Below are 13,000 nucleotides of genomic sequence, written 5' to 3'. Positions count from 1 at the left end.
AAAGGATTTTATATGCTAGTTGCTGTTATCGGGCTAGGGACATTTGGAGCAAAAACTGCGGTTGGACTTTTTGAAAAGGGAGCCGAGGTAATTGCTATTGATAAGAATGATGAGCTCGTTGATAAAATTAAAGACCGTACAACACACGCTGTTGCACTAGATGTTACTGATGAAAGATCTCTACGATCTGTAAATATTTCTGACGTTGATACTGCGGTTGTTGCCATTGGTGACAATATTCAGATGTCGATTATGGCCGTAACAATGCTTCGAAAGCTTGGTGTAGGTCGTGTAATTGCCCGTGCTACTTCAAAACTTCACGAGCACGTTCTTCATGAAATTGGTGCTTCTGAAATTATTAAAGTTGAAGAGGAGATGGGGGAAATCGTCGCTTCTAAGATTATTGCTCCTCACGTTCTTCAGCGTTATAACTTTGCGGCCGGATATTCTATTGTCGAGCTTAAGCTTGGAAAGAAATTTGAAGGAAAAACCCTGGTAGAGAGTAAGATTCGTCAAAACTATTCACTTAATATTGTTGCCCTTCAAAAGAAGGTTCCATATATCACTGAAGACGGTAAGTCTGCTTATCGTATGGAAATTAACGATTGTCCAATGCCGATGGATATTATCGAATCAGATGACATCGTTGTTCTAGTTGGAAGTGAAAAGAATTTTAATAAACTTTTTGCTGATCTTGAGGATGCATAAGTCTTTGACGTCGCATAAAGGGGAATAATTTTGAATTTATCACTAAGAAATCGAGTCGCCTGGAGTTTTTCATTTGCAGCAGCAGTTGTAATTCTTCTAGCGTTCATCGTTTTTTATCATTTAAATAACCTCAATAAAGAAATTGAGTCGATTACTGATCGTTCAAATAAAGTAACTCTTATTACTGACGAGGTTAGGATTTCAGCGGTTGCGATTTTAAAGAATCAAAGAAGGATTCTCACAAAAAAACCAACTCCAGAGATGGTGGAAAGAATTCTAAACCTTTGTGAGTCTTTTACATCACAACTTCAAAGACTTGATACTCACTACGATGAACCAGAGGTTAAAAAGATTATTGGACAAATGCTCTCTTATACCGATTCATTGAAGGTTATTCTAAGTAAAGCTTCTTTATTCCATCGAAATAATATCGGAATGACTTCCATAGGTGAGCTGGCCGATAAAATTCTTGATGCATTCTCTGAGTTTCAAGACATTCAGTATTATCAGAATGTGGAAAGAGAAGAGAAAATTAAAGGAATCATCAACGAAACTAAACGCAAGATGATGATTACTCTAATTATTGCATTTCTTTGGACGATTATTTTAGGTCTAGTTATCCCTGGTAAAATTGCTTTACCATTTAAGAAGATTAAAGATGCTATTCGAGAGCTACAAGATTGTAACTTCGACGTTTCGATCTACTATTCGCAAGATGACGAGATTGGAGAGATTGCTCAAGAGATGAATAAGATGATTCACTCTTTCAAAAAGTTTGAAGAATTACGTGCAGATAAGATTGTTGTAGAGAATAGAAAGTTTGATGTACTTGCCAATATGGTTAAGAGACCTGTTCTTTTAACAAATGCCAAGGGTGAGCTCATGTATATGAATAATCAGATTTACCAACTTCTTCAGGTTCAATCAGAAGATACAATTGGTAAAGTGATGACAGATTCAATTATTCCTCAGTGCATCATTGAAACATATGAACTTGCCATTAAGCGTCGTTCTAAGATTGAAAACCAGGAAATCAAAATCGCTAAGCGCGATGACTCAGCTAAATCAGATAAAGAGATTGGAGATAAGATTTCTGTAAAGGTTGATATCGAAGGGGATGAAGCAGGTGAGTCTCATGAAGATATCGAGGAAGTAGTTGAATATATTTACGAAGGCTATGCGTCAGTAATTCCAATTCGTGGACGCGACTCGTCACTAGATTATTACTTAATGGTAATGTCAAAAGAAGTTCAGGCATCTTAAGTATTTAGGTGCCTCAAAACTCTCGAAAATATAGTTATCCCTAGAAATATGTGCTATGATTCGTGGAATTTAGCGGAGTTATAGATACAATGATTGATAGGAAACTAATTCGAAATTTTTCCATTATTGCACATATTGACCACGGGAAATCGACTCTTGCGGATCGTTTAATTGAAAAAACAGGTTCAATTACTGATCGCGAGAAATCTGATCGTATTCTCGATAATATGGAGCTTGAAAAAGAGCGTGGGATTACCATTAAGGCACAAACTGTTCGATTGAACTACAAGGCCCGCGATGGACAGACTTACTACCTAAATATCATCGATACTCCGGGTCACGTTGACTTCTCATATGAAGTTTCAAGATCACTTGCTTCTTGTGATGGTGCTCTTCTTGTTGTTGATGCCTCTCAAGGTGTTGAAGCGCAAACTCTTGCTAACGTTTATATGGCCATGGAAAATGATCTTGAAATCATGCCTGTCCTTAATAAAATTGATCTTCCTCACGCAGATGCAGAACGTGTTAAGCAAGAGATTGAAGATGTTGTTGGTATTGAAGCATTAGATGCTGATGAAGTTTCAGCTAAGTCAGGACTTGGTGTAGAAGACCTACTTGAATCGATTATTGAAAAAATCCCTTGTCCTAAAGGGGACCCAAATAAAGATCTTCAGGGTCTAATTTTTGACTCATGGTTTGACCCGTATCAGGGTGTAATCTTCTTACTCAGAGTGGTTGAAGGTACGATTAATAAGAAAGATATTATCTATCTTAAGAATTCAGATCAAGAATATGAAGTTCTTAAGCTTGCTGTGAACACTCCGTTCTTTACTGAGGTAAAAGAACTCGGTGCCGGTGAAGTTGGGATGGTTATCTGCGGTATTAAAAATATTCGTGACGTAAAGGTTGGGGATACAGTTGTTAATGCTAAGAAGAAAGATACGCCAAGTTTAGGTGGATACGAAGAAGTAAAGCCAATGGTTTTCTGTGGTATCTTCCCTGTTGAATCTCATGATTATGAAGTATTAAAAGATGCTCTAGAAAAACTAGCGCTAAATGATTCTTCATTTACATACGAGCCTGAAACATCTCAGGCACTAGGCTTTGGTTTCCGTTGTGGATTCCTTGGTCTACTTCACATGAATATTATTCAAGAACGTCTTGAGCGTGAATTTAGTTTAAATTTAATTTCAACTGCACCTTCTGTGTCTTATAAAGTTAAGATGAATGACGGTGAGATTGTTGATGTTGAAAACCCTTCAACAATGCCTGAGCCTGGAAAATTTGAAGAAATTACTGAGCCGGTTGTTTCAATCTCAATTCACGTACCAAACGAATTTGTTGGTAAGATTATTCGTCTATGTGAGGAAAAGCGCGGTATTCAGACAGATATGAAATATATTACTGAAGAGCGTGTGCAGGTTACTTATGATCTTCCACTAAGTGAGATGGTTTTTGACTTCTATGATAAGTTAAAAAGTTACACTAAGGGATATGCATCGATGGATTACGAGTTCAAAGGTTATCAAGCCTCAAAACTTGTTAAGGTTGATGTCCTTTTAAATAGTGAGAAAGTTGATGCTCTATCAATTATTTGTCACGTTGATAATGCATACTATAAGGGTCGTGATCTTGTAGGGCGATTAAGAAAGATTATTGATCGTCAGCAATTTGATATTGCCATTCAGGCTGCAATTGGTGCTAAAATTGTTGCTCGTGAAACTGTAAAGGCACTTCGTAAGAACGTACTTGCTAAGTGTTACGGTGGTGACGTTTCAAGGAAGAGAAAACTACTTGAAAAGCAGAAAGAAGGTAAGAAGAGAATGAAGATGGTTGGATCCGTAGAAGTTCCACAAGAAGCATTCTTGGCCGTTCTTGCTGTAGATGAAGAAAGTAGTGGTGGGAAAAAATAAACATGGAAGAATTGAGAAGTATTTTAGACGATGCTGTAACTAAGTTTTCGTCGAATGAATACTATGACAAATTAAGATCAGCAAAAGAAGAGTATTTTAAGCTTGCTGGGAAATTATCGGAAGAGGATGAGGATTACGAATCTCGTATGAATGGATTCGTTTACTGGTATATCACTCAACGTGACTTCGATGATAATGGGCCACTTATTAAGAAATTTGTTAATGAAATCTCAATTGAAGAAAATCAAAAAGATTCAATGTTAAGTATTAATCATTCTCTTTTTGAATACCGTGGACAAAATCTTTTTAAAAAGCATGTCTTTAAAGACATTCTACATAATACTAAATTCTATATTCCTAAGAATGAGTTTACGTTACAACTAGTAAAAGATGACTTATTCATTGCTCGAACAATTTCTCACGAAGGAAAGACGATGTTATTAGATGATATCTCTGTTCTTCCTTATGATGCGAGAGGGCCGCTTGTTAAGGAATCTAAGAAAGTCAGAAAGCTAAATGATCGTAAAAGAGATATGCAATTTCTTTTAAGGATTGAAGCTTTAAAGACTAAGTGGCGTCAGTACGGCCATATCGATCCGAAAAAGATTTTTGTTTTTAACTAATTTACTTAATTTTCTTCAAGTGCTTCAGCTTCTTTGAAGGTGTGCTTCTTTTTCCAAAGAACGTATGGAATGACACCTAGAAGATTCACTGAAATTGCTACTAAGAAGTAGAGATTGAAAAATGAAGCACCTTTATCTTGTCCCAGTGCCTTAAAGAGCTCTTCAAAAACAAGGTGGCCAACACCTGCTCCTGCAGGAGATATTGGAATAGCTATTGAAATCAGCCCAATAGGGATAATACTAAAAAGTTGTTTAATTCCAATATTTGTATCTAGGAAAGAATGAACTAAACTCCAGAAAGCGCTAATTGCAAAGATGTGGACTATCACTGAGAGGCCAATTGATTTTAATATCACGCTTCGACTTTCACCAATTTTCCAAAACGTTTCAGTAATATTTGCAATCTTATCTCCAACAATTGGTAGAATTTTTATTAATTCAATGACATGTCTTTTAATTCTTACCGGCATAAAGAGTACTAAGACAAAACCAAGTGCACCAAGTAGAAGCATAATATTGAATGAAATGAGAGGTTTTACCTTTGGTGATAAAACGATCAGTTCCGAATAAAAATAAATCGAAGAGGAGCCACCGACAATTAAAAGGCCAATAAGGCCAATTATTCGATCAATAAGTGCAGTACTTAAAAGAAATGATCTTTTTAAATTTCGATCACAATCTCTAACATAGAGAAGTTTTAAGAAGTCACCAGTTACAACACCTGGGAGAAAAGTGGAAAAGAATTGTCCAATCAAATTAATTGGATAAATTTTCTTTATATGAATCTTTTCACTTTTTGTTTTAAGGAGAAGTGACCAGCGAAAAGCTGCAATAAATGAACCACACACTAACAGAGTAAATGAGATCAGGGCCCATGGCCCATTTTCAAGTACTTTGTTTATTAGCCCAAGGTCAAGCTTGTCTGACTTTGCAAGCCATGTCAGGATAGCAATTGCGAAAACTACTTTGAGAATTGTCTGGAATGACGCCTTGAGCATACTGTTGAAGTCCTTATTTAGACTTAAAACTTAGCATAAAAGGTGCTAATCTAGTACCAATTTTTAAAAAGGATAAAAGCTTGAAAATTACAGTTATTGGAACAGGATATGTAGGTTTAGTAAGTGGAACTTGTTTTGCGGAAATCGGTCACAAGGTTACTTGTGTTGATATCGATGAAAATAAAGTTGCAATGATGAGACGTGGTGAATCACCAATTTTTGAACCAGGACTTAACGATCTACTAGAAAGAAATATTAAAGCAGAGAGACTAACTTTCTCAACAGGTCTTGAATCAGTAAAAGATTCTAAGTCAATCTTTCTTGCGGTTGGAACTCCTTCTGGAGATGATGGAAGTGCAAATCTTTCATATTTATTTCAAGCTGCCGAAGATGTAGCAAAAAATATTAGTGATGATGCAATCATTGTTATTAAATCAACAGTTCCAATTGGAACATGTGAGAAAGTAAAAGAGATTGTTGCAAAAAATACTGACAAAAAATTTCATATCGTAAATAACCCAGAGTTCTTAAAAGAAGGATCAGCAATTGAAGACTTCATGAGACCTGATCGTGTAGTTATCGGTCACAACGACCCGTACGCAGCGCAAGCTATGGAAGAGCTTTACGAGCCATTAGTAAAACAAGGTAACCCAATTTATATGATGTCTAATCTTTCAGCAGAGATGACAAAGTATGCGGCAAACTGTTTTCTAGCGACTAAGATTTCTTTCGTTAATGACATTGCAAGACTTTGTGACACTCTTGGTGCAGACATCAATGAGGTTCGCCAAGGAATCTCAAGTGATCGAAGAATTGGACCACACTTCTTATATCCGGGCCCTGGTTATGGTGGATCATGTTTTCCAAAAGACGTGAAGGCCTTAATTTATACAGCTAAAGAACATGGGCATACTCTAAGAGTCATTGAATCAACTGAAGATGTAAATGATGAGCAAAAACTTTACATGGCAACAAAAATCAAAAAGCATTTTGGTGAAGACTTAAGTGGAAAAACTTTTGCATTTTGGGGTGTAGCATTTAAAGCAAATACTGATGATGTTCGTGAGTCTCCTGCAATTTATATGGCAAAGGACCTAATCAATGCTGGTGCAAAGATTCGTTTCTTCGATCCTGAAGGTGGACCAAACTTCATGAAAGCTGTGGATGAAAAGTATCACTCATCTATTGAGCAAGTAGCTAATAAGTATGACTGTTTAAGTGGATGTGACGCTATGGTTACTGTAACTGAATGGAGAGAATTCTCTACTCCTGACTTTACTGAAATCTCTTCGCGCTTAAATGGTAAAATCATCTTTGATGCAAGAAACTTATTTAAAACAGAAAAAGTTTTAGCGGAAGGATTCACTTACTACGCGATCGGAAAGAAAATTTAATGAATGAGTTGGTTATCGCCAATATTCAAATTTCTTCATCTCTCGATTATCAATCGAATCTAAAAAAAATTAAAAAATACTTATCTCAGGCAAAAGAAGCGGGGGCCCAAGTGGCCTTCCTGCCTGAGTGTTTTTATTCAATCTCAAATGGCCGCATGCCAAGTCCATACCTTGTGGAGTGGGACAATGAACACTTTGATAACATCAGGCAATTGGCCATTGATTCTGGGCTCTTCCTTGTTGGGGGCTCTGTTGCTTTTAAAAGTAATACAGCTATTTATAATAAGGCCATTAACTTGGATCCTAAAGGTTGTGTTATTGGTAGCTACGACAAGTGCCATTTATTTTCTTGTGACATCACAACTGTAGATGAACAGGGAAATGAGATTCATAAGAAAGTTAATGAAGCTGATATTTATACAGCAGGAAATGATCCTTTAATTATTGATATTCTTGGCTGGAAAATTGGTATCGCAATTTGTTTTGATCTTCGATATCCAAAGTTCCTTCAGTATTACTACTATAATAAGGTCGATCTGATTACTTTTGCTTCAGCGTTCACTGTTCCTACTGGAAAGGCACATTGGCATACTCTATTACGAGCTCGTTCAATTGAAGGACAGTGTTATGTCGTGGCCAGTGCACAGAGTGGTGAAAATAATCCTGGCATTCACACTTACGGACACTCCCTTGTTATTAACCCTTGGGGCGAGATTCTTTCTGATCAAAAAAATGAAGAAGGTGTGTCTATTGTAAGACTCAAAAAAGAGCAAATTCTTGAGGCCCGTTCAAGGGTCATTCTCTAATCTAAGTATTTAAATTTATTGAAAATTGAGTAGAATTTGGAGGTATTCCACATTTATCTGCCGATAAGTCTATATGATTAGATTAAGGAGGCAAATATGGAATTACTAGAGATTATACTCGTGACTACAGTCATGGCATTTGCCACCAGCGGAAGTATTATCCTTTCAGGATTAAGTTACTGGGAGACTGAGGATAGGGTGAGAAGATCAATTTCTCATGCAAATGAAGACTATGGAATGCGCGAGTCCGAATTAGAAGAACATACTAAAGTCGCTTAAACTTTAATAAGCTGATAGCTCCCGACTGGGAGCTATTTTTTTACATAAACGGATTATCACCCTTTGAGTGATCTGTAACATCCACAACTTCTACTATGTCTGGAAAGTTTTGCTTAACAAGTCTTGCAACACCATCTGTAAGCGTTGCCTGTGAAGCAGAACAACCCTGACAACCACCAGTCATCTTTACATAAAGTTTATCATTATCGTAATCGATTAATTCGATATTACCACCGTGAGCAGCAAGAGCTGGTCTTACTTGTTCATCAAAAAGTTTTTCAATTTTTCTAAGCATATTATTTCCTATCCATTAATTGGTTTAAGTGGCCAAGGATTGCGATTGAGGCATTTTCAACTCTCATAATTGAAGGACCTATGCTGATTTCTTCAAAACCAAGATTTTTAAATTCAGTTATTTCTTGGTTGGTCCATCCACGCTCTGGGCCTATAGCCAATTGTAATGGTCTTTCAATATCTATTTTAACATCTTTTAACTTTGTTGTGGCATAAGGTGAGAGAATAAATCGTTGAACACCTTTCGCTTCTATATCCTCATATTGATAAGTCTTCTTAAGAGTTGGAGCTTTATAGAAAACAGCAGACTGACTAACGCCAAGTTCTGATAGTTCTTGAAAGCGCTCATAAACTTTAGAAGTGAGATAGCTCTTATCACTTAAAATGGCCTTAAAAATATGAAAGTGACTTGCACCCATAGCACTACAATGCTCAAACACTTTTTTCATTGTAGGAGGTCTTGAAGCTGCAATAATCAACTCAATTGGAAAGTGAAGCCCTTTTCTGACTTGCCCAATTTCTACTTCAACAATTCCATCGCTAATATTACTTACAGTAATAGTCGTTAGACCTTCTTCAAGAATTGTCCCTTTGAGTTCGTCGCCAACTTTTACTTTTACAATTTCAAGTAAATGCTTCGACTGTTCTTGTGTGAGAACAGCTTTTGAATCGTGAATTTGCTCTTTTCTAATTATGACAGAATTCATGTTCTTTAATTTTAATGAGTTATAGCTTTAACTCTTTTACCACTTCTTGCACCTCTTGGGTATGGATTTTAAAGCAACTTTGTCACAGATCGTCAATAGAGAGCATTCATTCACTTTATTTATGGCCCCTATGGGCTGGGGGAAAACAAGACTTATTTGGCAATTATTAGAGGACTTTGAAAGGATTATTATTGTCTCTCCGCTGCGTTCAATACTGGAAGATTTGAAGGAGAGGGACTGTGTTGTGAATAATATTTCTGACAAAGGAATCTTTTTAACGACAGTGGAGTCGCTTTCTCGGGATGATTTAGAGTTTGCTTTAAAATCCAACTCCTTGTTTGTGCTTGATGAATTTCATCTCTTTTACGAATGGGGAGAGTCTTTTCGTCCACGCTTGCTTGATTTTCTCTATCAAATCTCTTCCTCTGGAAATACAAAGGTGATTGGTTTAAGTGCGACAATCACTGACGAACTTTATCGAGTGATTGAAAGAGATGTTGAAAATAATTTTAGGCATTTTTGTTTTCTAAATATCGGAAATTTTCAAAAGAAAAATATGTATAAAAAGAAGAGGATGTTAATTAGGCCACTTCTTTTATTGAAGCTTATCTTTGAGCAGTTGTTCTTTGAGAGGGGACGAACAATTCTGTTTTGCTCGTCACGAAAAGAAGTCTTTTTTTGGAATAAGTTCTTTCAAAGATTAGGTGTTTCTTGTGATTATTGCGTGGGGGGAGAGGTTAAGGATTTTGTTGTCAGAGAGAATCAGGCACCCTCTGATTTAATTATTGCAACTAGCGCCTTAAGTCACGGGGTTAATTTATATGGAATAGAGAATATTTATATTAGTTATAAACCAAATGAATCGACAAATTTTCAAATGATAGGTCGCGGAGGACGATTTGGAGAGGAATTTCAATACATTGGAGCTCTTGAAAAGGGGAAGAAGTGGTGGGAAAGAATTCACTACAAGATATGTGATTATCTCTTTATAATGAGTCAGGATTTATTATTATGGTTGAATTAGAAGGCATTCTTATTAACAAAATTCCATATCAAGACAAACACTTGATTGGAAATTTACTCCTCAGAAACGGAAATAAAATTTCTGTGATGTTCTATGGTGGACAGGGAGGAGGAAAGAGGAAAGTATCTTCTATCTTGCAAGTTGGTTATCTTTTTAAAGTTGGCTTTGGCCGAGTTAAAAATAGTTTCGAAATACTGACTAGTAAGGATCATGTTGAAAAATGGTGTCATAAAAATATCTCACATAATCCAATGGCATTCTACCTTCTTTGTTTTTTCTGCGAACTTTGTCAGTCTTTTGCTCCACAGATTACGCACAAAGATGATCTTGATTTAAGTGAAAAAAGTCATGAAGGTATTTTTCGACTTCTTTCAAATGCAATCTTTCGCTTGGAAAGTCGAGTTACTGCTAGCGATTTTAATCCTAATCATGAACTATTTATTTTTCTAGTAAAGGCGATGGTCGAATTGGGGATTTTTCCTCGAACTGAAACATGCGCCGTCTCTGGTGTTGAAATTGGTGATAATGACTTTGTGTCACTCTCAATTGAACAAGGTGGCTTTATTCACTTCTCACATTTAAGTCTCGAAGAGCAACGATTGGTAAATGGGCAAGAGGGAAAGAGCCTTCGAAACGAAATGCTTAACGTAGCTGCAAGTAAGTATTCGGATTATAAAGTTAGTACACATATTCAAAAGTCGGATCTTAATCAATTAGTGAATTATATTTGTTACCATCAACACGTGCAGCGTGAACATTATAAGTCACTAAGCTTATTATTATAGATCTTCAAAAACTTTATATGTAAGTGAAATGGCCTTAGCTAAATTTGTATTCTTTGCAATATTTAAAATTGTTTCATCTGAGTAATTTAAGACAATAGAGCTTCTCGTAAACATATATGAGTAATTGAAACTCGTTGAAAGGTAGTATTTGTTTTCACCTTCGATGCCATCTATCTTAACGGCACTGTCTTGCCAATAAGTTAAAGAAGTTCCAAAGCGCATAGTTGCATTTGGATTATAACCAAATCCTAAGGAAGAAGAGTACCCAAAACCTGGCTCTACTTCTTTATTGTCTATCGTTCTTTTAAAACCGTAGTGACCTTCTAGTGTTAATGAATAATCGTATTCGTATACTACCTTAAAAAATGCAAAACCTAGAGTTGATTCAAAAACACCACGGCTTAGGGAGTCTGACAATAGAGGATCGTTATAGCTGTATATTGAATTACCATTTGGAATTAACTGTTTAAAGAATATAAAACCACGAGGCTTAATGAGATTATAAGTTAACTCCGGTAAGAACTCCCAAGTAAATTGAAAGCTTGGATCGACTATCTCTGTGGTACTCGTCCTTTGGGTTGGAGACTCAACTGTTCTTTTTTTGATTGGTATATCAAAGGCAAATTGAAAGTAGCTATCAATTAGATAACTGCCTTTTAAGGCGATTGTTTCTGTTACTTCATTTTTAGAATTAATATTATGAATCTTACCATCTACTCCGGCTTCACTTGTTACTGCTGAGTTGGCATAATTAATTTTTGCCTCCCATTGGTGATCGCCAAGAATAATATTAGGTATATTTGCTCCGCCGCCACAGCATGAAGACGCATAAGTGCTAATAGTATAGAAAGTTGTAAATAGAATTAAAGTGTAAGAGGCCATGATATAGAGTCGTATAAATTTCCGTTATCTTTTAATTGTAAGTGAAAATCCCAGAGGCCACCCATTGTGAAATAGATATCAGTAAGTTGATAAACTCCAGTAGCTATTCTCGTTACAGTAATTGGGTATGAGCCATGTCCCATATCTGGCATCCAGATGTAGGCAGAGAATTCACCTGCAGGATCTTTCAAGTTATTTGCTGAGTCTTTAAATGTAATTGTAAGTGTTGAACTATCGTAAACTATTGGGCCTTTATCCCACTGTCTCAAAATAGTTAAGGCCTCCGTATCAAAACGTATTTCGTTAGAAATATTATCAACTCCACTAACTAACTCTTTAAGACCACCGGAAAAGGGAGAATCTCCACAGCTTGTAAATAGTAAGAATAGAAGTGTAAGTGACAATAGTTTCATTACTTCTTAAGCTCCACATCAATAGCTGTAATGTCGCCGTCTAATTCAAAGCGAACTTGCCAGTAACCTTTCATATGTCCCATGAAGAACTTAGCATTTCCATTGATTATTGACTCTTCATTAAATGACCAAGTGATTGCAGGCCCACCATGTTGATGCCCATTGGCCATCATCATCCATACATATACTTTTAAATCTTTCGGTGTCACTCTCTCTAGTGAATCTTTATCAAAGACAACGGCTTCAAATGTAGATGGTTTTCCATCAAAAGGCCCATTAGTCCATTCAAGATCAACACATAAGTTTTGAGATTCTATTTGGTAAGGACATGCAACAATTGAAGCTGTCATAAGTAGTGTAATTAGTGTCTTAATCATATTTACCTCGCGATATAGCAACCAAGTGCTTTTGATTCTTTATATGGTAGCTCTTTATTATTTTTGAGTGCAGTTAGCACATCATTTAAATAAAATTTCGTCGATAATTCAGGGCTTCTCTTATTTGTCACAGCTCCTTGATAGATAACTTCTTCTTTCTCATTTAATAAGAAAATATGTGGGGTCTTTAATGCATTCATCTTATTTGCAAACTTAAGATCCTGATCGATAAAGATTGGAAAGTTAATTTTGAATTGATCAAAGTATTCAAGGGCCTTCTTTTTGCTTATATGCTTGTTAGAACTAAAACCAATAAATTCAATGTTATTGAACTTTTTTGCAAGAGAGTTTATGTAATCAAATTGTTTTTGGGAGCAAGGACAGCTTGGTGAAAGAAAAATAAGAACTTTCTTATTTTTAGTTCGAGAAATTTGTTTCTCTTTATGTGTTGATAAATCGTAGCGAACTTCTGTGAAGGCTCCAAAAGTTATACTTGAGAAGATAAATGCAATTAGTAATTTCATATGTGATATT

At 36.0% G+C, this 13,000-nt stretch carries 16 protein-coding genes; 9 read left to right on the top strand and 7 right to left on the bottom strand.

Annotated features, from left to right (window positions below; genetic code table 11):
• Positions 1 to 12 precede the first annotated feature (12 nt).
• The 4 genes from ACMAYX_RS11740 (at position 13) to ACMAYX_RS11725 (ending at position 4,507) form a co-directional block, all read left to right on the top strand.
• Positions 13 to 708 (top strand): potassium channel family protein, encoded by a 696-nt coding sequence (locus ACMAYX_RS11740; RefSeq protein WP_021266154.1) that lies wholly within the window; start codon positions 13 to 15, stop codon positions 706 to 708.
• A 30-nt stretch (positions 709 to 738) separates the two neighbouring features.
• Positions 739 to 1,971 (top strand): HAMP domain-containing protein, encoded by a 1,233-nt coding sequence (locus ACMAYX_RS11735; RefSeq protein WP_103218923.1) that lies wholly within the window; start codon positions 739 to 741, stop codon positions 1,969 to 1,971.
• Between the two features lie 89 nt (positions 1,972 to 2,060).
• The gene (gene lepA, locus ACMAYX_RS11730; protein ID WP_146037906.1) at positions 2,061 to 3,884 is read left to right on the top strand and encodes a translation elongation factor 4; all 1,824 of its coding nucleotides are present in this window, start codon (positions 2,061 to 2,063) and stop codon (positions 3,882 to 3,884) included.
• Positions 3,885 to 3,886: 2 nt separating this feature from the next.
• Positions 3,887 to 4,507 (top strand): hypothetical protein, encoded by a 621-nt coding sequence (locus tag ACMAYX_RS11725; RefSeq protein ID WP_103218924.1) that lies wholly within the window; start codon positions 3,887 to 3,889, stop codon positions 4,505 to 4,507.
• Positions 4,508 to 4,512: 5 nt separating this feature from the next.
• Here the strand turns inward: ACMAYX_RS11725 and ACMAYX_RS11720 are convergent, their stop codons facing one another.
• Positions 4,513 to 5,505, bottom strand: coding sequence for a lysylphosphatidylglycerol synthase transmembrane domain-containing protein (locus ACMAYX_RS11720; protein WP_103218925.1), 993 nt, complete (start codon positions 5,503 to 5,505; stop codon positions 4,513 to 4,515).
• 80 nt (positions 5,506 to 5,585) lie between these two features.
• On the opposite strand from ACMAYX_RS11720, the gene ACMAYX_RS11715 reads away from it, so the two are divergent.
• The 3 genes from ACMAYX_RS11715 (at position 5,586) to ACMAYX_RS11705 (ending at position 7,984) form a co-directional block, all read left to right on the top strand.
• Entirely contained in the window at positions 5,586 to 6,899 is a 1,314-nt protein-coding gene (locus ACMAYX_RS11715; RefSeq protein ID WP_412471978.1) for a UDP-glucose dehydrogenase family protein, read from the top strand.
• Positions 6,899 to 7,705 carry a nitrilase-related carbon-nitrogen hydrolase gene (locus ACMAYX_RS11710; protein WP_412471977.1) on the top strand — a complete coding sequence of 269 codons (807 nt, stop codon included), beginning with the start codon at positions 6,899 to 6,901 and terminating at the stop codon, positions 7,703 to 7,705. The genes ACMAYX_RS11715 and ACMAYX_RS11710 overlap by 1 nt, the downstream gene beginning before the upstream one ends.
• A 96-nt stretch (positions 7,706 to 7,801) precedes the next feature.
• A complete protein-coding gene (locus ACMAYX_RS11705) occupies positions 7,802 to 7,984 on the top strand; it encodes a hypothetical protein (RefSeq protein WP_103218928.1) in 183 nt (60 codons plus the stop codon).
• A 40-nt stretch (positions 7,985 to 8,024) separates the two neighbouring features.
• On the opposite strand, the gene ACMAYX_RS11700 is transcribed toward ACMAYX_RS11705, so the two are convergent.
• The gene (locus ACMAYX_RS11700; protein ID WP_021266260.1) at positions 8,025 to 8,279 is read right to left on the bottom strand and encodes a NifU family protein; all 255 of its coding nucleotides are present in this window, start codon (positions 8,277 to 8,279) and stop codon (positions 8,025 to 8,027) included.
• Between the two features lies 1 nt (position 8,280).
• On the bottom strand, positions 8,281 to 8,985 hold the full coding sequence (locus ACMAYX_RS11695) for an RsmE family RNA methyltransferase (RefSeq protein ID WP_392990773.1): 705 nt from the start codon (positions 8,983 to 8,985) through the stop codon (positions 8,281 to 8,283).
• A 79-nt stretch (positions 8,986 to 9,064) separates the two neighbouring features.
• On the opposite strand from ACMAYX_RS11695, the gene ACMAYX_RS11690 reads away from it, so the two are divergent.
• On the top strand, positions 9,065 to 10,009 hold the full coding sequence (locus ACMAYX_RS11690) for a DEAD/DEAH box helicase (protein WP_412477732.1): 945 nt from the start codon (positions 9,065 to 9,067) through the stop codon (positions 10,007 to 10,009).
• The gene (gene recO, locus ACMAYX_RS11685) at positions 9,997 to 10,794 is read left to right on the top strand and encodes a DNA repair protein RecO (protein WP_103218931.1); all 798 of its coding nucleotides are present in this window, start codon (positions 9,997 to 9,999) and stop codon (positions 10,792 to 10,794) included. Before ACMAYX_RS11690 ends, recO begins: the two co-directional genes overlap by 13 nt.
• Here the strand turns inward: recO and ACMAYX_RS11680 are convergent.
• From ACMAYX_RS11680 to ACMAYX_RS11665, 4 genes are read right to left on the bottom strand one after another with little or no spacing between them, the layout of a single operon-like run.
• Entirely contained in the window at positions 10,789 to 11,676 is an 888-nt protein-coding gene (locus tag ACMAYX_RS11680) for a hypothetical protein (protein ID WP_412471975.1), read from the bottom strand. The genes recO and ACMAYX_RS11680 overlap by 6 nt on opposite strands.
• On the bottom strand, positions 11,658 to 12,089 hold the full coding sequence (locus ACMAYX_RS11675; protein WP_412462991.1) for a FixH family protein: 432 nt from the start codon (positions 12,087 to 12,089) through the stop codon (positions 11,658 to 11,660). Before ACMAYX_RS11675 ends, ACMAYX_RS11680 begins: the two co-directional genes overlap by 19 nt.
• Positions 12,089 to 12,466 carry a hypothetical protein gene (locus ACMAYX_RS11670; RefSeq protein ID WP_412462990.1) on the bottom strand — a complete coding sequence of 126 codons (378 nt, stop codon included), beginning with the start codon at positions 12,464 to 12,466 and terminating at the stop codon, positions 12,089 to 12,091. Before ACMAYX_RS11670 ends, ACMAYX_RS11675 begins: the two co-directional genes overlap by 1 nt.
• A gap of 2 nt (positions 12,467 to 12,468) precedes the next feature.
• Entirely contained in the window at positions 12,469 to 12,990 is a 522-nt protein-coding gene (locus tag ACMAYX_RS11665) for a redoxin family protein (protein ID WP_103218935.1), read from the bottom strand.
• Positions 12,991 to 13,000 lie beyond the last annotated feature (10 nt).

Origin of the sequence: Halobacteriovorax sp. RT-2-3, from assembly GCF_047085075.1 — a bacterium.
In the GTDB taxonomy this organism is placed as follows: Bacteria; Bdellovibrionota; Bacteriovoracia; order Bacteriovoracales; family Bacteriovoracaceae; genus Halobacteriovorax_A.
Note: the sequence above shows the minus strand (reverse complement) of the source record. Positions and strands in the feature narration are given on the sequence as shown.

Coding starts and splice junctions, on each gene's coding strand:
- ACMAYX_RS11740 (WP_021266154.1), top strand. CDS start 13: ATGCTAGTTGCTGTTATCGGGCTAGGGACATTTGGAGCAAAAACTGCG.
- lepA (WP_146037906.1), top strand. CDS start 2,061: ATGATTGATAGGAAACTAATTCGAAATTTTTCCATTATTGCACATATT.
- ACMAYX_RS11725 (WP_103218924.1), top strand. CDS start 3,887: ATGGAAGAATTGAGAAGTATTTTAGACGATGCTGTAACTAAGTTTTCG.
- ACMAYX_RS11720 (WP_103218925.1), bottom strand. CDS start 5,505: ATGCTCAAGGCGTCATTCCAGACAATTCTCAAAGTAGTTTTCGCAATT.
- ACMAYX_RS11710 (WP_412471977.1), top strand. CDS start 6,899: ATGAATGAGTTGGTTATCGCCAATATTCAAATTTCTTCATCTCTCGAT.
- ACMAYX_RS11705 (WP_103218928.1), top strand. CDS start 7,802: ATGGAATTACTAGAGATTATACTCGTGACTACAGTCATGGCATTTGCC.
- ACMAYX_RS11700 (WP_021266260.1), bottom strand. CDS start 8,279: ATGCTTAGAAAAATTGAAAAACTTTTTGATGAACAAGTAAGACCAGCT.
- ACMAYX_RS11695 (WP_392990773.1), bottom strand. CDS start 8,985: ATGAATTCTGTCATAATTAGAAAAGAGCAAATTCACGATTCAAAAGCT.
- recO (WP_103218931.1), top strand. CDS start 9,997: ATGGTTGAATTAGAAGGCATTCTTATTAACAAAATTCCATATCAAGAC.
- ACMAYX_RS11680 (WP_412471975.1), bottom strand. CDS start 11,676: ATGGCCTCTTACACTTTAATTCTATTTACAACTTTCTATACTATTAGC.
- ACMAYX_RS11675 (WP_412462991.1), bottom strand. CDS start 12,089: ATGAAACTATTGTCACTTACACTTCTATTCTTACTATTTACAAGCTGT.
- ACMAYX_RS11670 (WP_412462990.1), bottom strand. CDS start 12,466: ATGATTAAGACACTAATTACACTACTTATGACAGCTTCAATTGTTGCA.
- ACMAYX_RS11665 (WP_103218935.1), bottom strand. CDS start 12,990: ATGAAATTACTAATTGCATTTATCTTCTCAAGTATAACTTTTGGAGCC.